Source organism: Streptomyces sp. NPDC037203 (assembly GCF_055605065.1).
On sequence record NZ_JBVJUC010000014.1, the window covers coordinates 18,260 to 35,189 of the forward strand.

Annotated in this window: 19 protein-coding genes; 15 read left to right on the forward strand and 4 right to left on the reverse strand. The window is 72.1% G+C overall.

The genetic code is table 11. The features are described 5' to 3' along the window. The first annotated feature begins 3 nt into the window (after positions 1–3). From sufC to dapD, 7 genes are all read left to right on the forward strand, one after another. A complete protein-coding gene (gene sufC, locus ACZ7EC_RS29405; protein WP_128789526.1) occupies positions 4–768 on the forward strand; it encodes a Fe-S cluster assembly ATPase SufC in 765 nt (254 codons plus the stop codon). After that, positions 765–2,021, forward strand: a complete 1,257-nt coding sequence (locus tag ACZ7EC_RS29410; protein ID WP_471067285.1) for a cysteine desulfurase — start codon at positions 765–767, stop codon at positions 2,019–2,021. The genes sufC and ACZ7EC_RS29410 overlap by 4 nt, the downstream gene beginning before the upstream one ends. Before the next feature lie 17 nt (positions 2,022–2,038). After that, positions 2,039–2,506 carry a Fe-S cluster assembly sulfur transfer protein SufU gene (gene sufU, locus ACZ7EC_RS29415; RefSeq protein ID WP_037656711.1) on the forward strand — a complete coding sequence of 156 codons (468 nt, stop codon included), beginning with the start codon at positions 2,039–2,041 and terminating at the stop codon, positions 2,504–2,506. After that, entirely contained in the window at positions 2,503–2,835 is a 333-nt protein-coding gene (locus tag ACZ7EC_RS29420; RefSeq protein WP_037656710.1) for a metal-sulfur cluster assembly factor, read from the forward strand. Before sufU ends, ACZ7EC_RS29420 begins: the two co-directional genes overlap by 4 nt. Positions 2,836–3,044: 209 nt before the next feature. Next, positions 3,045–3,368, forward strand: coding sequence for a DMT family transporter (locus ACZ7EC_RS29425; RefSeq protein ID WP_471067287.1), 324 nt, complete (start codon positions 3,045–3,047; stop codon positions 3,366–3,368). After that, positions 3,368–3,898: a TetR/AcrR family transcriptional regulator gene (locus ACZ7EC_RS29430; RefSeq protein ID WP_471067289.1), complete on the forward strand. Its 531-nt coding sequence runs from the start codon at positions 3,368–3,370 to the stop codon at positions 3,896–3,898. The genes ACZ7EC_RS29425 and ACZ7EC_RS29430 overlap by 1 nt, the downstream gene beginning before the upstream one ends. 80 nt (positions 3,899–3,978) lie before the next feature. Continuing rightward, the gene (gene dapD, locus ACZ7EC_RS29435; protein ID WP_471067290.1) at positions 3,979–4,965 is read left to right on the forward strand and encodes a 2,3,4,5-tetrahydropyridine-2,6-dicarboxylate N-succinyltransferase; all 987 of its coding nucleotides are present in this window, start codon (positions 3,979–3,981) and stop codon (positions 4,963–4,965) included. A 52-nt stretch (positions 4,966–5,017) separates the two neighbouring features. Here the strand turns inward: dapD and ACZ7EC_RS29440 are convergent, their stop codons facing one another. Further along, positions 5,018–5,524: an HAD domain-containing protein gene (locus tag ACZ7EC_RS29440; RefSeq protein ID WP_471067291.1), complete on the reverse strand. Its 507-nt coding sequence runs from the start codon at positions 5,522–5,524 to the stop codon at positions 5,018–5,020. Between the two features lie 34 nt (positions 5,525–5,558). Then, the gene (dapA, locus tag ACZ7EC_RS29445) at positions 5,559–6,458 is read right to left on the reverse strand and encodes a 4-hydroxy-tetrahydrodipicolinate synthase (protein WP_471067292.1); all 900 of its coding nucleotides are present in this window, start codon (positions 6,456–6,458) and stop codon (positions 5,559–5,561) included. A 168-nt stretch (positions 6,459–6,626) separates the two neighbouring features. Between dapA and ACZ7EC_RS29450 the strand changes: the two genes are divergently transcribed. The 6 genes from ACZ7EC_RS29450 (at position 6,627) to ACZ7EC_RS29475 (ending at position 9,970) form a co-directional block, all read left to right on the forward strand. Next, on the forward strand, positions 6,627–6,767 hold the full coding sequence (locus ACZ7EC_RS29450) for a hypothetical protein (protein WP_471067294.1): 141 nt from the start codon (positions 6,627–6,629) through the stop codon (positions 6,765–6,767). Continuing rightward, the gene (locus ACZ7EC_RS29455) at positions 6,764–7,459 is read left to right on the forward strand and encodes a hypothetical protein (RefSeq protein WP_471067296.1); all 696 of its coding nucleotides are present in this window, start codon (positions 6,764–6,766) and stop codon (positions 7,457–7,459) included. The genes ACZ7EC_RS29450 and ACZ7EC_RS29455 overlap by 4 nt, the downstream gene beginning before the upstream one ends. 60 nt (positions 7,460–7,519) lie before the next feature. Then, positions 7,520–7,945, forward strand: coding sequence for a phage holin family protein (locus tag ACZ7EC_RS29460; RefSeq protein ID WP_471067451.1), 426 nt, complete (start codon positions 7,520–7,522; stop codon positions 7,943–7,945). Beyond that, on the forward strand, positions 7,942–8,502 hold the full coding sequence (locus ACZ7EC_RS29465) for a DUF3618 domain-containing protein (RefSeq protein WP_471067297.1): 561 nt from the start codon (positions 7,942–7,944) through the stop codon (positions 8,500–8,502). Before ACZ7EC_RS29460 ends, ACZ7EC_RS29465 begins: the two co-directional genes overlap by 4 nt. Positions 8,503–8,601: 99 nt before the next feature. Continuing rightward, complete coding sequence (locus tag ACZ7EC_RS29470) at positions 8,602–9,222, forward strand: ArsR/SmtB family transcription factor (RefSeq protein WP_471067299.1); 621 nt, start codon at positions 8,602–8,604, stop codon at positions 9,220–9,222. Between the two features lie 10 nt (positions 9,223–9,232). Next, positions 9,233–9,970: an SRPBCC family protein gene (locus tag ACZ7EC_RS29475; protein WP_471067301.1), complete on the forward strand. Its 738-nt coding sequence runs from the start codon at positions 9,233–9,235 to the stop codon at positions 9,968–9,970. Positions 9,971–9,980: 10 nt separating this feature from the next. On the opposite strand, the gene ACZ7EC_RS29480 is transcribed toward ACZ7EC_RS29475, so the two are convergent. Next, positions 9,981–11,804 (reverse strand): endonuclease/exonuclease/phosphatase family protein, encoded by a 1,824-nt coding sequence (locus tag ACZ7EC_RS29480; RefSeq protein ID WP_471067302.1) that lies wholly within the window; start codon positions 11,802–11,804, stop codon positions 9,981–9,983. A 265-nt stretch (positions 11,805–12,069) separates the two neighbouring features. Between ACZ7EC_RS29480 and ACZ7EC_RS29485 the strand changes: the two genes are divergently transcribed. Next, entirely contained in the window at positions 12,070–13,494 is a 1,425-nt protein-coding gene (locus tag ACZ7EC_RS29485; RefSeq protein ID WP_471067303.1) for a hypothetical protein, read from the forward strand. Positions 13,495–13,711: 217 nt separating this feature from the next. Beyond that, positions 13,712–15,151, forward strand: a complete 1,440-nt coding sequence (locus tag ACZ7EC_RS29490) for an alkaline phosphatase PhoX (RefSeq protein WP_471067305.1) — start codon at positions 13,712–13,714, stop codon at positions 15,149–15,151. A gap of 545 nt (positions 15,152–15,696) precedes the next feature. Here ACZ7EC_RS29490 and ACZ7EC_RS29495 read toward each other — a convergent pair. After that, complete coding sequence (locus tag ACZ7EC_RS29495) at positions 15,697–16,890, reverse strand: TerD family protein (protein ID WP_471067306.1); 1,194 nt, start codon at positions 16,888–16,890, stop codon at positions 15,697–15,699. Between the last annotated feature and the right edge of the window lie 40 nt (positions 16,891–16,930).

Consider the following 16,930-nt stretch of genomic DNA (forward strand, 5'->3'; position numbering starts at 1 on the left):
TCCATGGCAACGCTTGAAATCCGAGACCTGCACGTCACCGTCGAGGCCGACAACGCCACGAAGGAGATCCTCAAGGGCGTCGACCTGACCGTGAAGCAGGGCGAGACGCACGCCATCATGGGCCCCAACGGCTCCGGCAAGTCGACCCTCGCCTACTCGCTGGCCGGTCACCCCAAGTACACGATCACCGAGGGCACCGTGCTGCTCGACGGCGAGGACGTCCTGGAGATGTCCGTCGACGAGCGCGCCCGCGCCGGCCTGTTCCTGGCCATGCAGTACCCGGTCGAGGTCCCCGGCGTCTCGGTCTCCAACTTCCTGCGCACCTCCGCCACCGCCGTGCGCGGCGAGGCCCCGAAGCTGCGCACCTGGGTGAAGGAGGTCAAGGAGGCCATGGAGCGTCTCCACATGGACCCCGCCTTCGCCGAGCGCAACGTCAACGAGGGCTTCTCCGGCGGTGAGAAGAAGCGCCACGAGATCCTCCAGCTCGAACTGCTCAAGCCGAAGATGGCGATCCTGGACGAGACCGACTCGGGCCTGGACGTCGACGCGCTGCGCATCGTCTCCGAGGGCGTCAACCGCGTCCGCGAGACGGGCGAGGTCGGCACCCTGCTGATCACGCACTACACGCGCATCCTGCGCTACATCAAGCCCGACCACGTGCACGTCTTCGCCGCCGGCCGCATCGTCGAGTCCGGCGGTCCGGAGCTCGCGGACAAGCTGGAGAACGAGGGCTACGAGGCATACGTGAAGGGTGGCGCATCCGCGTGACACAGCTGCCGGGCCTCCTCGACACCGAGGCGATCCGCAAGGACTTCCCCGTCCTGGACCGTGTCGTCCACGACGGCAAGAAGCTCGTGTACCTGGACAACGCGGCGACCAGCCAGAAGCCGCGCCAGGTACTGGACGCCCTCAACGAGTACTACGAGCGTTACAACGCCAACGTCCACCGCGGCGTGCACGTCCTCGCCGAGGAGGCCACGGCACTCTACGAGGGCGCGCGCGACAAGGTGGCGGAGTTCGTCAACGCCCCGAGCCGCGACGAGGTGATCTTCACCAAGAACGCCTCCGAGTCCCTCAACCTCGTGGCCAACATGCTGGGCTGGGCCGACGAGCCCTACCGGGTCGACCACGAGACCGAGATCGTCATCACGGAGATGGAGCACCACTCCAACATCGTGCCGTGGCAGCTGCTGGCGCAGCGCACCGGCGCGAAGCTGAAGTGGTTCGGCCTGAGCGACGACGGCCGGCTGGACCTGTCGAACATCGACGAGATCATCACCGAGAAGACGAAGATCGTGTCTTTCGTGCTGGTCTCCAACATCCTGGGCACCGTCAACCCGGTCGAGGCGATAGTGCGCCGCGCCCAGGAGGTCGGCGCGCTGGTGTGCGTCGACGCCTCCCAGGCCGCGCCGCACATGCCGCTGGACGTCCAGGCCCTCGGCGCCGACTTCGTGGCCTTCACCGGCCACAAGATGTGCGGTCCGACCGGCATCGGCGTGCTGTGGGGCCGCCAGGAGCTGCTGGAGGACCTGCCGCCGTTCCTGGGCGGCGGCGAGATGATCGAGACCGTCTCGATGCACTCCTCGACGTACGCCCCGGCGCCGCACAAGTTCGAGGCGGGCACGCCCCCGATCGCGCAGGCCGTCGGCCTGGGCGCGGCGATCGACTACCTCCAGTCGATCGGCATGGAGAAGATCCTCGCGCACGAGCACGCCCTCACCCAGTACGCGGTGGAGCGCCTGGCCGCGGTTCCCGATCTGCGGATCATCGGCCCGACCACGGCCGAGGACCGGGGCGCCGCGATCTCCTTCACGCTGGGCGACATCCACCCGCACGACGTGGGCCAGGTCCTGGACGAACAGGGCATCGCGGTCCGCGTGGGCCACCACTGCGCCCGACCGGTCTGCCTGCGCTACGGAATTCCCGCGACCACGCGAGCGTCGTTCTATCTGTACTCCACGCCGGCCGAGATCGACGCTCTGGTCGACGGCCTGGAGCACGTACGGAACTTCTTCGGCTGAGAGGCGTGTCGAAAACCGTGAAGCTGGACTCCATGTACCAGGAAGTCATCCTGGACCACTACAAGAACCCGCACGGGCGTGGTCTCCGGGATGGCGACGCCGAGGTGCACCATGTGAACCCGACGTGCGGCGACGAGATCACCCTCCGCGTGAAGTACGACGGCACGAAGATCGCGGACGTCTCGTACGAGGGCCAGGGCTGCTCCATCAGCCAGGCCTCGGCCTCCGTACTGAACGAACTCCTCGTCGGCAAGGACCTGCCCGACGCGCAGAAGATCCAGGAGACCTTCCTGGAGCTGATGCAGTCCAAGGGCAAGATCGAGCCGGACGACGCGATGGAGGAGGTGCTGGAGGACGCGGTCGCGTTCGCCGGTGTCTCCAAGTACCCCGCGCGGGTCAAGTGCGCCCTCCTGAGCTGGATGGCGTGGAAGGACGCGACGGCCCAGGCGCTGGGTGGCGCCGAAGCCGAAAGGAAGACCGCATGAGCGACACCGTCGAGATGAAGCCGGCCTCCGAGGAGGAACTCCGCGAGGCCCTGATGGACGTGGTCGACCCCGAGCTGGGCATCGACGTCGTCAACCTCGGCCTGATCTACGGCATCCACGTGGACGACTCCAACGTGGCCACCGTGGACATGACCCTGACCTCCGCGGCCTGCCCGCTGACGGACGTCATCGAGGACCAGGCCAAGTCCGCCACGGACGGCATCGTCAACGAGCTCCGGATCAACTGGGTCTGGATGCCGCCGTGGGGCCCGGACAAGATCACCGACGAAGGCCGCGAGCAGCTGCGCGCGCTGGGCTTCAACGTCTGACCAGGTCCGACGGCGCCTGACGTCGGGCGCCGGGTGACCACGTCCGGCGAGGCCGGCACAGGGCTTGCACGAGGGGCCATGGCAGGAAATGCCGTGGCCCCTTTCGCATGCCCTGCGGCCGCTCGCCCGCCGTCCGCCGCCTGGTGTTCGCCGACCCGTCGCACGGTCGTCGTGTACGGCCGTACACGGGGATATGTACGCTCGTACGCATGGGATATCTGATGCTCGCCGGTGCCATAGCCGCCGAGGTGACCGCCACGACGGCGATGAAGTACAGCCACGGTTTCAGCAGGCTCGGACCCTCGCTGGTGACGGCGCTGGGGTATCTGGTGTCCTTCCTGCTGCTGGCGCAGACGCTGAAGACGGTGCAGATCGGCACGGCGTACGCGATCTGGTCCGGGGTGGGGACCGCGGCCATCGCCGTGCTCGGGCTGCTGCTGTTCGGGGAGGGGCTCGGCGCGGCGAAGGTCGCCGGGATCCTGCTGATCATCGGGGGAGTGGTGGTGCTGAACCTCGGCGGGGCGAGTCACTGATGGCGCGGCGATACGACCCCGACCGGCGGCAGCGGATCATCGACGCGGCGATCCGGGTGGCCGGACGGGACGGGCTCGCCGGGCTGAGCCACCGCACCGTCGCCGCGGAGGCGGATGTGCCGCTCGGCTCCACCACCTACCACTTCGCCACCCTCGACGAGCTGCTGGTGGCCGCCCTGTGCCAGGCGAACGAGGGGTTCGCCGCGGTGCTCGACGGCAGCGGGGCGCTGGCCGGCGCCGACCTCGCGGCCGGGCTCGCCCGCGTCCTCGGCGACTGGCTGAACGGCGACCGCCCCGGCGCGGAGCTGGAGTACGAGCTGTACCTCGCCGCCCTGCGCCGCCCGGCCCTGCGGCCCGTCGCCGCCCGGTGGACCGAGGAGACGGCCGCGCGCCTGTCCGCCCGCGTCGACGCGGTGACGGCACGGGCGCTGCTCGCCCTGATGGACGGGATCTGCCTCCAGGTGCTGCTGACCGGCGGGTCGTACGACGAGGAGTACGCGCGGGAGGCGTTCCGGCGGGTGATCGGCTGAGGGGGCCCGGACGCGCGAAGCCGACCGGCACGTGAGACACGGTTCGCCCCCGCACCCCGCGCCACGTTAGGTTTTGTCCCATGACCGACACTGCTTCCCGTACCACCGGCGCCGTCGCCGCCGGCCTCGCCACGATCGCCTCCGACGGCACCGTTCTCGACACCTGGTTCCCCGCGCCCGAGCTGGTCGCGGAGCCGGGGCCGGCCGGCACCGAGCGGCTGTCCGCGGAGCGCGCCGCGGAGCTGCTGGGCGGCGGCGCGACCGCGGCGACCGGCCCGGACGCCCGCCGGGGCGTCGAGGTGGTCGCGGTCCGTACGGTCATCGCCTCGCTGGACGAGAAGCCGCTGGACGCACACGACGCCTACCTGCGCCTGCACCTGCTCTCGCACCGCCTGGTCAAGCCGCACGGCCTGAGCCTGGACGGCATCTTCGGCCACCTCGCCAACGTCGCCTGGACCTCGCTCGGCCCGGTCGCCGTGGACGACATCGAGAAGGTGCGGCTGAACGCCCGCGCCGAGGGCCTGCACCTCCAGGTCACCTCGATCGACAAGTTCCCCCGCATGACGGACTACGTGGCCCCCAAGGGCGTGCGCATCGCCGACGCCGACCGGGTCCGCCTGGGCGCGCACCTGGCCGAGGGCACCACCGTGATGCACGAGGGCTTCGTCAACTTCAACGCCGGCACGCTCGGCACCTCGATGGTCGAGGGCCGCATCTCCGCCGGTGTCGTCATCGGCGACGGCTCGGACATCGGCGGCGGCGCCTCCACCATGGGCACCCTGTCCGGCGGCGGCAATGTGATCATCTCCATCGGCGAGCGCTGCCTGATCGGCGCCGAGGCGGGCGTCGGCATCGCCCTCGGCGACGAGTGCGTGGTCGAGGCCGGTCTGTACGTCACCGCCGGTACCCGCGTCACCATGCCCGACGGGCAGATCGTCAAGGCCCGCGACCTGAGCGGCGCCTCGCACATCCTCTTCCGCCGCAACTCGGTCACCGGCACCGTCGAGGCCCGCCCGAACAACGCGGTCTGGGGCGGCCTGAACGACATCCTGCACAGCCACAACTGACCTGCCCCGTACACCCCGAGCGCCCCTCACCCCCGCGGTGCGGGGCGCTCGGTCACGAGGCGGACAGGCCGGCCGCGAACTCCGTCAGTGCCGCGAAATCGCCCTCGCGCAGGCCGACGCGGGGGTTCACATGGTGCAGGAGGGCCGGGGCGGGGTGGTGGTCGGCCACGAACACCGCGTCCTCGGTGCTCTGTTCGTCGTCCACCCAGGCGAACGGCCGGCCCGCGGCGTACGCCACGATCGCCTCCGTCTTCCAGTGCACCCCGTCGGGCCGGTACGCGAACAGGCCCGTGCCGAAGTCGACGTACGGCAGTTCGGGCAGCCCGAGGGCGGGGGCGATCCAGTGGTTGGCCTCGGCCATCCACGTCGTCGCCCAGCACAGCTCGTAGCCGAGGGCCAGCAGCGCCGGGCCGTGGGCCGGATTCAGCCAGACCCGCAGGGGGCGCCGGGAGGCCAGGGGCACCCGGATCGTCGTATATCCCTCGGGCGGGTGCTCCCGTGCGGCCGCGTACGGGTTCAGCGGACCGTCGACGTCCAGGAACAGCAGGGGGCGGCTCACGGTGACACGGTACGGCAGCCGCGGGGAGCGCGGATCAGGATCCGGTCAGTTGCGCGAACCGCGCGAGCAGTTCGGCCGTCACCTCCGGGGAGGCGGGCAGCAGCGGGGCGCGGACCGGGCCCGCGGGCAGGCCGAGCCGGGACAGGAGGGCCTTGGCGGTGACCGTTCCGGGCAGTCCCGCGGACATCATCGACTCGATCAACGGCGTTGCCGCAAGCTGGAGTTGCCGCGCCCGTGTGGTGTCGGCCGCGTCGAAGGCGTCGAGGACGGCGCGGATGGGGCGCGGGGCGGCGTTGGCGACGGTGCTGATGCAGCCGGCCGCGCCGACGGCGTAGAGGGCGAGGTTGTGTTCGTCGCAGCCCGCGTAATAGGCCAAGTCCGTTCGCGACAGCACCTTCTGGGCGCCCAGGAAGTCGTAGGAGCAGTCCTTGACGCCGACGATCCGGGGGTGGTCGGCGAGGCGGAGGATCGTCTCCGGGGCGATGCGGGTGCCGGTGCGGCCCGGAATGTCGTAGAGCAGGACCGGCAGTCCGCTTGCGTCGGCGATGGCGCGGAAGTGGGCGGCGACGGCGTCCTGCGGCGGCCTGCTGTAGTAGGGCGGCACGACCAGGACGGCGTCGGCGCCCGCCTTCCCGGCCGCGAGGGCCAGTTCGGTGGTGTGCCGGGTGTCGGCGGTGCCGATGCCCGCGATCAGGGGGACCCGTGCGCCGACCGCCTCCCGTACGGCCGTGATCAGTTCCGCCTTCTCGGTGTCGCTGGTGGTCGGCGACTCGCCCGTGGTGCCGTTGAGGACCAGCCCCTCGCAGCCCTCCGCCACCAGGTGCGCGGCCAGTTCCTGCGCGCCGGTCCGGTCCAGCGCGCCCTCCTCGGTGAACGGGGTGATCATCGCGCAGAGGACGCGGCCGAAGGGGGAGCGGCTGTGTGTGATCGTCATACCCGTGAGTGTCGGCAGACCGTCGATGTAGCTCTACTTAATTTATCTTCAGGGTATCGGTAAGTTCTCTTACGTCTTCGAGTGTGGCGCAAGGTCGTGTGTCCAACTCGGCCGTTCATGGGTCACTATGGGCGAAGGGTCACCACCGACGTCAGCCATGGAGGCACCATGAAGCTCGGCAAGGCACTGGCCACCGGGGTCGCCGAGGAGCGGCCGCGGATCCACGAGGAAGAGATCCGGCAGCCCGCGGCGGATGCCCGCACCGCACCGGCCGAGCCGGCCCGCGAAGAGGTCCCGGCCGGCCGATGAGGCTGCGGCTCCCGGCGGAACGCCCCACGGAGCCGCCGACCGGCTACAAGATCGCCCACCCGGTGCTGTCCCAGGACGGCACTCGGGCGGGGTTCACCGGGGTGTCGCTCGGCGGTGCGCTTCCGTACGGGGTTCTCGACCAGGCGTCCTGCGTCTACGGCCGCAGGCACCGCCCGCCCGCGCGCCTGTGCGACTGCGGTTTCCACTGCGTCCACGACCGCGCCGCGGCCGAAGCCCTGCGCTGCACCGCCGAGCACCGCACCGCGCTGCTGCTCGACGTCTCCGTGCTCGGCGCCTACATCCGCTTCGAGCGCGGATTCCGCTACGCCCGCCAGCGGGTGCGCACCGCCACCGCGGGCCCCTGCGCCTGCGGTGCCACCGCGGTCCTGCTGGCCGACGCCGGCTGGGGCCGGCCCGGCTGGCGGGCCCTGGCCCCCGGTTGCGCGGGCTGCGCACGCGGCCGTACGTCCGTCACCCTCGCGCAGTTCGCCCGGCTCGCCGGGGAGGGCCTGCGGGTGCGGGCGGACGGCGGCGTCCCGGCCGGGACCGGCGACGAGCCGGTGCCGGGCGCGGAGCTGGGGGTTCCCGAACTGGTCGCCGAAGCCGCCCTGTTGCAGGCCACGCTCGACTGGTTCCAGTCCCAACTCGCGCGGCTCGGCGACCGCGGAGCCGGGGGAGCCGAGCAGGGCTGACGCTCCCCGGCCCCGGGTACCCGGATGTTCCGTACAGGAAGGAGGCGGGACACCGTGACCATGACCTCGCACACGCGACCGCTTACGCGCCCCGCAGTCGACGGACACCCCTCCACGGGGGAACTCGTCAATCGCGCCACCGAGCAGCTCTCCCTGCTGCTGCGGCAGGAGGTCGCCCTCGCCAAGGCGGAGCTGGCCCAGAAGGGCAAGCGCGCCGGACGCGGCGGCGGCATGCTGGGTGCCGCGGGCGCCCTCGGCTACGTCGGACTGATCGTGCTGGCCGGCGCGGCCACCGCCGCCCTCGCCCTGGTGCTGCCCCTGTGGGCGTCGGCGCTGATCGTCGCGGCCCTGCTGTTCGCCGCGGCCGCCGTCCTGGCCGTCGCCGGACGCGCCCAGCTGCGCCGCGCCGGTTCGCCCGTGCCCGAGGAGACGCTGGGCAGTGTCCGGGCCGATGTCGACGTGATCAAGGAAAGGGCACATCGATGACCCACAGGACCCCGCATGGTTCGGGCGCCAAGGGCCCCGACGAGCTGCGCGAGCAGATCGCGCAGACCAGGAACCAACTCGGCGACACCGTGGCCCAGTTGGTGGGCCGCGCCGATGTGAAGGGCCGCGCGCGGGCGCGGGCCGCCGATCTGAAGGACAAGGCCGGCGCCATGACCGTGCAGCTGCGCTCCAGCGCCTCCCAGGCCGGGCACGGCGCCCAGGGCAGGGCGGCGCACGCGGCGCACGCGGTGAAGGGGCGGGCCGCGCAGGCGGGCCACGCCGTGCAGGGGACGGCCGCGCGCACCGGGCACACCCTCCAGAGCCGGGCCGGCCGGTCCGGCGGCTCCGCCGGGGGCCAGCCGCTGCGCGACCGCGCGCTGGAGGCGGGGCACCGTGTGCAGGACAAGGCCGCCGTGGCCCAGCGGCAGCTCGTGCCGCCCGCCCGCAAGGCCGCCGAGGGCCTGCGCGGGATGCCGCGGCCGGTGCTGATGGCGGGCGCCGCCGGGGCGATCGCCCTGATCGCGGCCGGGATGCTCAGGCGCCGGCGCGGCTGCTGACCGGCTCGGCTCCCGCAGCGCTCCGGCGGTGCCACTCACCCTCCCACCGAAAACTCCGTCCGTCTGGACAAAAAAAGTTTTCGGTGGGAGGGTGAGCGCATGCTGGATGTGACCGTGATCGAGGACCCCGAGGCCGCGGCGGTGTCGCTGGACCCCGTCCGGGCCCGGCTGCTCGCCGAACTGGCCGCCGGACCCGCGTCGGCCGCGATGCTGGCCGGCAAGGTCGGACTGCCCCGGCAGAAGGTGAACTACCACCTCAAGACGCTGGAGCGGCACGGCCTGGTCGAGCTGGCCGGGGAGCGCCGCAAGGGCAATGTCACCGAGCGGCTGATGCGCGCGAGCGCCGCGTCGTACGTCATCTCGCCCGCCGCCCTGCCCGCCGTGCAGCCGGACCCGGACCGCTTCCGCGACCAGCTGTCCGCGCGCTGGCTGCTGGCGCTCGGCGCCCGCCTGGTGCGCGATGTCGGTGCGCTGATCAACGGCGCGGCCAGGGCCCGCAAGCCGCTCGCGACGTACGCCCTGGACGGCGAGGTGCGGTTCGCCTCCGCCGCCGACCGCGCGGCCTTCGTGCAGGAACTGACGGCGGGTGTCGCCGCCCTGATCCGCGCGTACGACACCCCGGACGCCGAGGGCGGCCGGGACCACCGGATCGTCGTCGCCCTGCACCCGGCGGTCAAGGACCGGCCCGCCGCCCTGGAACCCGCACCGGAAGCCGACTAGGAGCCCCGTCATGAGCAAGGAATTCGAGATCGTCCGCGAGTTCGAGGTCGATGTCCCGCCGGAGCGGGTGTGGGGGGCGGTCACCACCGGGACCGCGGGCTATCTGTGGCCGATGGACCCGCCCGAGCCGCGGGAGGGCGGCCGGGGTCCGTTCGGCTCGACCGTCGTGGTCTGGGAGCCGCCCCACCGCTACGTCAACCGCAGTGAGGACGTGGGCATGCCCGCGCAGTCGCTCAACCAGCTCGACCACACCATCGAGCCCCGCGACGAGGGCCGCCGCGCCTTCGTGCGCTACGTCCACAGCGGGATCTTCACCGACGACTGGGACACCCAGTACGACGGCGCGAACAAGCACACCGACTTCTATCTGCACACCCTGCGCGAGTACCTGACGCACTTCGCGCCCGCCCCGGCCGCCTTCGCGCAGGCGGCCGGGCCCGCCTCCTCTGCCGTACCGGAGGCGCTCGGCGCCGCGGCCCGCGCCCTCGGGCTGCCGGACGACGCGGCCGCGGGGACGAAGGTGCGCGTCCGCGGGCCCGGCGGGCGGACCCTGGACGCCGTACTCGACTACCGGACACCGGAGTTCGTCGGGCTGCGCACCGGCAGCGGCCTCGTCCGCCTCTTCGGCCGGGGCCGCTGGGGCGCGCCGCTCGGCATCAGCGTGCACGACTTCGCGCCGGACGCCGATGCCGGGGCGGCCGGCACCGCCTGGCAGGACTGGCTGAACGGGGTGTTCGGCCAGTCCTGAACCCGTGGGGTCAGGGGCGGAAGCGCAGCACCTGCGGGTCGTGGTCGCTGATCTGGTCGTTGAACTCCGAGTTGATGTGCACGCTGTCGTACTCGAACGGATCGCGGCGCACCGACGGGCTGATCAGGATCTGGTCCAGGACCTGCGAGTTGCCCTCGTAGTCGTAGGTGTAACGCTCACTCCTGGGCAGCGACTTGATCGCCGACCACAGCTCGCCGTCACCTTCGAGGATCTTCGCGGTGCCGGAGAACTCGAAGTCGTTCATGTCGCCGAGGGCGAGGACGTTCGCGTTCTTCTGGATCTTCAGGATGTCCTTGACGAACGCGTTGACCTCCTGCGCCTGCGCGTGGCGCTGGGTCTCCGAGCTGCGCGTGACCGGCTGGTACTGCGCGGTCAGGCTCTGGTCGCCGCCCTTGGAGATCAGGTGGTTGGCGATCACGAAGACGGTCTTGCCCCGGAAGACGAACTGGCCGACCAGCGGCTTGCGGCTGGCCTGCCAGGCGGAGCTGGCCGGGTCGATCCGGCCCGGCGAGGCGGTCAGCTGGGCCTTGCCGTGCTCCTTGACGACGCCGACCGCGGTGGTGGAGTCGCCGCCCGCGCGGTCCACGAAGGACACCCGCTCGGGGTTGAACAGGAACACCTGGCGGATGTTGCCGCCGGGCTCGCCGCCGTCCTGGTCGTTGACCGGGTCGATGGAGCGCCAGTCGTACTTCGGGCCGCCCGCCGCGACGATCGCGTCGATCAGCTTGTTCACGGTGACGCTCGCGTCGACCGTGCCGTCGTCCTTGGCGCCGTTGTCGTCCTGGATCTCCTCCAGGGACACGATGTCGGGGGACTGGAGGTTGTGCACGATGGCGGCGGCGTGCTGGTCGAACGTCTTGTCCGACGGGTCGAGGTTCTCGACGTTGTACGTCGCGACCGCGAGCTGCCTGGCGGTCTGCTTCTTCGTGGTCTCGCGCTGGAGCCCGCCGCTCTCGAGCGTCCCGAGCCGGCCGGCGACCAGGGTGTAGCCGCCGTACTGGTTGAAGTCCAGTGGGCCGGTGGTGGTGCCGGTCAGCGTGTCGCCGACGTTCGCCTTCGGGAAGTCGGCGGTGGCGCCCAGCGACTGGATCTGGAGGCGGCCGGTGTTCTGCGAGTCGTAGGAGCCGTAGACCGTGCCGCCGCGGCTGTCGCGGTGCTCGTGCGGCTTCACCGTGACCCACAGCTCGCTGTACGGGTCGGTGGCGGTGACCACACGGGCGTTCTCGACCTGGACGTTCATGCCCTCGAGCGACTCGTAGTAGTCCAGGGCGTACTTCTCGGGCTGGAGCGGCAGGTTGTTGATCGAGCCGCCGTCGGCGGGGTCGCCCTGCGGCGTGTACCGGCTCGGCACCGACCGCGCGTCGATGACGACCGGCGCCGGGACGGCGTTGCCGGTGGAGACGGTGGTGACGGTCGGCTTGGTGATCTCCGTGACGGACTGCCCCCCGGAGGCGGCACCGCCGGGGACGTACTCGGAGACCGTGCCGGTCACCGTCACCGAGTCGCCGACCGCGACCTTCGGCGCCGAGCTGGTGTAGACGAATATGCCCTCGCTGGTGGCGGGGTTGTCGTCCGGCGTCGCGTCCTGGAACCAGAAGCCCTTGGACGAGCCGTAGGTGCGCGTGGCCGTGACGATGCCCGGCACGTCCGTGACCTTCTGCCCGGCGTACGGCGACAGGCGGGTGGTGCCCTGGATGTCGTGGATGCGCACCGCGTCGGCGTGCGCGGGGGAGGTGAGGACGACGGCCGACGCGGCGGAGCAGACGGCGGCGACGGTGAGCGCGGCGAGACGCGCGGTGGACCTGCTCGGCAAGGGATCCCTCCGGGGATGTTACGGGGTGCCGGGACGAGGTGGTTCGGGTGCGTGTGGGGGCTGTCGCCCTCTGTGACACGTGTTGGGCCGAGTGAACGATCGTTCTCCCGACTTCTACGCGCGTCAATCTCCAGCCTGCGGCCGGGACTTGTCAAGGTTTCGGCCATGTACCGGGGTTGACGGGAAGATGAACCGGGCGGCATGGGGCCAAACCCGTCTAGGCTGAGGGGCTGAGCACGTTTCACGGTCCGAGGAGATCCAGCCGATGTCAGACAGCTCCCCCCTGCCGCCCGTACGGCTGCACTCCGAAGCGGAGCTGGCGCACGCCGCGCTGTCGACGCCCCTGCTCTCGCGTGCGGCCCGGCTCGCCCGCTGGGCCGGTCCCGGCACTCGGGTGGACGCGGGCGGCAGCCTCGTCGAGGAGCAGCTCCCCGCCGCCGCCGGGCAGCTCGGACTGACCGGCGACGACGCGGCCGCCTACGCCGCCGAGGCCTGGCGGGTGGCGCTGGACTCCGGCCTGGTCGAGGTCGCCGACGAGGAGCGCGGGACGGTCCGGGCGGGCGAGGCGCTGTCCCTGCTCACCGGCTCCCCGCAGGAGGTCCTCACGGTGTGGCTCGCCGCGCTGGAGACCGTGCTGGCGGACGCGAGCGTGCCCGATCTGGACGATCTGGTGGACGCGCTGGACGAGGGCGGCGAGATCGATTTCGCGTCACTCGACTGGGACCCCGAGGCCGAGGCCGAGTTCCTGGACGGGGTGCTCGGCAACCTCTACCTCCTGACGGCGAGTGAGGACGGCGCCGGGGAGGGGCCGGTCCCGCTGCCCGCCCTCGCCGCGTCGATGATCGTGCCGGACGACATGGGCGAGCCCACCGACGACGTCCTGGAGCAGGTCTCCGACGCGATGATGCGCCTGGACGACCAGTTTCGGACGCTGGAGCCGGTCGGCCTGGTCGAGTACCGGCCGGTGGACGAGGCGCTGATGGCCGACGCCGACGAGGAACTGGCCGCGCCGGTGGAGGAGGCCGACGTCTCCCGCTACGGCATGGTGCGCCTCACCCCGCTCGGCGTCTACGGGCTGCGGGCGCGGCTGATGGAAGCCGGTTTCGAGGCCCCGGTGGTCGGCGAACTCGCCGACAAGGGGGCGGACGTGCTGCTCGACGGCACCGCCGCGTTCGGCGCCTCGGCCGCCCTCGCCGAGACGGAGCTGTGGCTGAACCGGCGCGAAACCCTGTCCGCCGCGCGGGAGTTGCTGTCCGCGGCGCGGGGCGCCGACGCCGGGGGACCGCTGCGCCGGCTGCGCTGCCAGCAGGCGCTGTCCCTGGTCGGCGGGGAGGCGGAGCCCGCGTTGCGGGAGGTGCTGGACGACCCCGAGCTCGGCGGCCTGGCACGGGTGTGGCTGAGCGAGCGGGGCGCGGCCGAGGTGCCGGCGCCCTCCCAGGACCTGGTGTTCTGGCTGACCATCGACACCGTCGCCGCCCAACTGGCGGCCGAGGGCAACTCCGAGGAGCTCCAGGCGCTGGTGGAGGGGCTCGCCGAGCAGCACAGCGGGTTCTTCGCGGCCGCGTGGCGGGTGGAGCACCCGGCGACGGCCGAGGTGCTGGAGGCGATGGGACGGCTGCACCCGGACAAGAAGGTGGCCAAGGAGGCCCGCAAGGCGGCGTTCAAGGCGCGGTCGCAGCAAGGGGGTTGAGCGGCGGGCCGGGTGGCCGCGGCGGCCGGGCCGCAGTGCGGTAGCGGCCGTACGCGCTCCGCGCTTGGTCCGTCCTTGGGGTGGAGCATACGGTTTCTTGAACATGGGTGGCTGCGGTAGCCCCGCGTTCAACTGCCGTTCAGGCACCGCCGGGAGCGTGTGCGCCGAACGAGGCCCGCCGCCCTCCACGGCACACCCATCCGTCACAGGAGACACCATGTCGCTCACCCGCAGGGACTTCGCCAGAACCTCCGCGATCACCGGTGCCGGGATCGCCCTGGCGGGCAGCGCCGGCGTGCTCGCCACCGCGCCGAACGCCCTCGCGTCCACGGAGACCGGCACCGCGCAGGCCCACGGCCACGGTCATGCCGCCGTCGGCTACGGCCCCCTGGTGTCCGACCCCGAGGGCATCCTCGCGCTGCCCGCCGGCTTCGGCTACCAGATCATCACCTACAGCGGCAGGACCCGGCTGGAGTCGGGCGAGTTCACGCCGTCCAACCACGACGGCACCTCCGCCTTCGAGGGCCCCCGCGGCAGCACCCTCCTCGTCAACAACCACGAGCTGGCGGGCCCGCGCGCCAAGTGGACCCACCCGGTGCCGCTCACCGAGGGCCTGGTGTACGACCCCGCCGCGGCCGGTGGCTGCACCGTGGTCGAGGTGCGCCGCGACCACGTCGCCGAATGGGTCGGCATCGCCGGCACCTCCACCAACTGCGCGGGCGGCAGCACCCCGTGGGGCACCTGGCTGACCTGCGAGGAGACCGAGGACAAGGCCAGCCAGAACGGCATGACCAAGGACCACGGCTACGTCTTCGAGGTGGACCCGGCCGACCGCCGGGCCAACCGCGCCCCCAAGCCGGTCAAGGCGCTCGGCCGGTACGCCCACGAGGCCGTCGTGGTCGACCCCAAGCGCGGCCACCTCTTCCTCACCGAGGACGCCGCGGGCCCCAACGGCCTCTTCTACCGCTGGACCCCGCCGGCCGGGTTCCGGCACGGCCGCGGCAGGCTGCGTACCCTCGCCGACGACGCGGGCGTGCTCCAGGCCTTCAAGTGCTTCGACTCCGGCGGCCGGTTCGTGGACGACCTCTCCCGTGCCACGAGGACCGGCACGGTCTACGGCGTCGACTGGGTGGACGTGCCCGACCGCGACGCCCGGCAGGCCTCCACCCGCAAGCAGTTCGGCGAGGGACAGGTCACCCGCGCCCGCAAGCTGGAGGGCATGTGGTGGGGTGACGGCGGCGTCTACGTGGTCTCCTCCTTCGCCCGCGCGGAGAGCCCCCTCCAGCACGACGGCCAGGTCTGGTTCTACGACCCCCGGCGCCGGACCCTCACGCTCAAGGTGCTGCTCGGCGTGAACCCGGATCCGGGCAGGGACGGCGCGTTCGACGGCCCGGACAACATCACCGTCTCGCCGTACGGCGGTCTGGTCATCGCCGAGGACGGCGAGGGCGTCCAGCATCTGTTCGGCGCGACCGACACCGGCCGCACCTACCCGATCGCGCGCAACGAGCTGAACATCGGCACCGAAGAGGAGCCGGAGTACAGCGAGTTCACCGGCGTCACCTTCTCGCCCGACGGGCGGACCCTGTACGCCAACATCCAGACGCCGGGCATCATGCTCGCCATCACCGGGCCCTGGAAGCGGCAGAAGAAGTAAGGAGCGCGCCCGTCCCGGTCGACCGCTCCGGGACCGTGTTCCGGGCGGCGTCCGGGGACCGGCTCCCGGCCGGCCCGCGCCGAGGCGGCGGCCTTCGGCACGGCACCGGCGGCGCGGGCCGCCCCCGCGGGCCCGGTGGAGCGGACCGACGAGCGCGGAGGCCGCCTTCCGGCGCGGGGAGTCCATGCCCAAGGTCGTCGGGGATCTCGGGGGCACGGACACCACCGGGGGCATCCGGCGGCACCACCGCGGCCACGACCGGTTGGTGATCGTCACCGACGAGCAGGACGCCGGGGCCGCCACGACCAGTCGACGGGACCAGACTCCGGCGGACGTGCCGGTCCACACCGGAACCCGGAGGGCTACCGCACCGGTCAGCGGCCCTCCGGCTCCGCCCACCGGCACCCCTTCGGCGCTCTGCCGGACTCCGCCTTCCGGGTGATCCCCTGCTGGAGGCGGCGCGGACGCCCGCCGGGCCCTGACGGTGGGCGACCCGGAGGGCGTGGGGAGCCGCGTGGGCGGGCCCGATGTTTTTGTGACCGGTGTCAGAGGGCCTTCGCCGCCGGGTCCACCATGGTGCGGACCGTCCTCGCCTTCACGAAGTCGCCGATCGCGGTCATCTCCCACTCGCCCGAGAACTGCCGGACCAGCTTGGCCATCATCACGCCGGTCTTGGGTTCGGCGTGGGTGAGGTCGAAGCGGACCAGTTCCTCCTCGGTCGCGGCGTCCACCAGACGGCAGTACGCCTTGGCGACCTCGGTGAACTTCTGGCCGGTGAAGGAGTTGACCGTGAAGACGAGTCCGGTGACCTCCTGGGGGATGCGGCCGAGGTCGACCACGATCACCTCGTCGTCGCCCGCGCCCTCACCCGTGAGGTTGTCGCCGGAGTGCTTGACCGCGCCCTTGAGAATGGTGAGCTTGCCGAAGTAGCAGCTGTCGATGTGGTTGCGCTGCGGGCCGTAGGCGATGACGGAGGCGTCGAGGTCGATGTCGCCGCCGCGGAACGCGGGCTCCCAGCCGAGGCCCATCCGCACCTGGGAGAGCAGCGGCCGGCCGCCCTTGACCAGCGACACCGTCTGGTTCTTCTGGAGGCTGACCCGGCCCTTGTCCAGGTTGATCTTCCCCGCGCCCGGAGCCGGGGCCGGAGCCGGGGGAGCGGCCGGCGGCGCGGCGGGCATCTGCGGGGCCACCGACGGCGCCACCGGCGGTGCCGCCGGCTGCTGCGGTGCCGCCGGGGCGGCAGCCGGTTCCTCCACCGTCACGCCGAAGTCCGTCGCGATGCCCGCGAGCCCGTTCGCGTACCCCTGGCCGACCGCGCGGGCCTTCCACTGACCGCCGCGGCGGTAGATCTCCACGACCACGAGCGCGGTCTCGGTGCCCAACCGCGGCGGTGTGAACGTGGCCAGCACCGCGCCGCCGTCCGCGTCGCGGATCGTGGCCGTCGGCTCGATGCCCTGGAAGGTCTGGCCGTCCGCGTCCGGGCTGGCCGTGACCACGATCTTCTCGATGCCCGGCGGCACGGCCGCGGTGTCGACCGTGATCGCGTCGGGCGCGGCCCCGCCGCCGGACCGGTAGGCCACACCCGGTCCGGACGGCTGGTTGTAGAAGATGAAGTCGTCGTCCGAGCGCACCTTGCCGTCGCCCGTGAGCAGCAGGCCCGAGACGTCCAGCCGCACCGGAGCGGCCACGTCCACCGTGATGCGCGCGGCGGAGAGCGGAACGTTCGAACCAGGGGTCATAGCTGTCATGTGGGGGGTAACGAACGAAACCGCTTTACCG

Coding starts and splice junctions, on each gene's coding strand:
- sufC (WP_128789526.1), top strand. CDS start 4: ATGGCAACGCTTGAAATCCGAGACCTGCACGTCACCGTCGAGGCCGAC.
- ACZ7EC_RS29420 (WP_037656710.1), top strand. CDS start 2,503: ATGAGCGACACCGTCGAGATGAAGCCGGCCTCCGAGGAGGAACTCCGC.
- ACZ7EC_RS29425 (WP_471067287.1), top strand. CDS start 3,045: ATGGGATATCTGATGCTCGCCGGTGCCATAGCCGCCGAGGTGACCGCC.
- ACZ7EC_RS29430 (WP_471067289.1), top strand. CDS start 3,368: ATGGCGCGGCGATACGACCCCGACCGGCGGCAGCGGATCATCGACGCG.
- dapD (WP_471067290.1), top strand. CDS start 3,979: ATGACCGACACTGCTTCCCGTACCACCGGCGCCGTCGCCGCCGGCCTC.
- dapA (WP_471067292.1), bottom strand. CDS start 6,458: ATGACGATCACACACAGCCGCTCCCCCTTCGGCCGCGTCCTCTGCGCG.
- ACZ7EC_RS29450 (WP_471067294.1), top strand. CDS start 6,627: ATGAAGCTCGGCAAGGCACTGGCCACCGGGGTCGCCGAGGAGCGGCCG.
- ACZ7EC_RS29455 (WP_471067296.1), top strand. CDS start 6,764: ATGAGGCTGCGGCTCCCGGCGGAACGCCCCACGGAGCCGCCGACCGGC.
- ACZ7EC_RS29460 (WP_471067451.1), top strand. CDS start 7,520: ATGACCTCGCACACGCGACCGCTTACGCGCCCCGCAGTCGACGGACAC.
- ACZ7EC_RS29465 (WP_471067297.1), top strand. CDS start 7,942: ATGACCCACAGGACCCCGCATGGTTCGGGCGCCAAGGGCCCCGACGAG.
- ACZ7EC_RS29470 (WP_471067299.1), top strand. CDS start 8,602: ATGCTGGATGTGACCGTGATCGAGGACCCCGAGGCCGCGGCGGTGTCG.
- ACZ7EC_RS29475 (WP_471067301.1), top strand. CDS start 9,233: ATGAGCAAGGAATTCGAGATCGTCCGCGAGTTCGAGGTCGATGTCCCG.
- ACZ7EC_RS29485 (WP_471067303.1), top strand. CDS start 12,070: ATGTCAGACAGCTCCCCCCTGCCGCCCGTACGGCTGCACTCCGAAGCG.
- ACZ7EC_RS29490 (WP_471067305.1), top strand. CDS start 13,712: ATGTCGCTCACCCGCAGGGACTTCGCCAGAACCTCCGCGATCACCGGT.
- ACZ7EC_RS29495 (WP_471067306.1), bottom strand. CDS start 16,890: ATGACCCCTGGTTCGAACGTTCCGCTCTCCGCCGCGCGCATCACGGTG.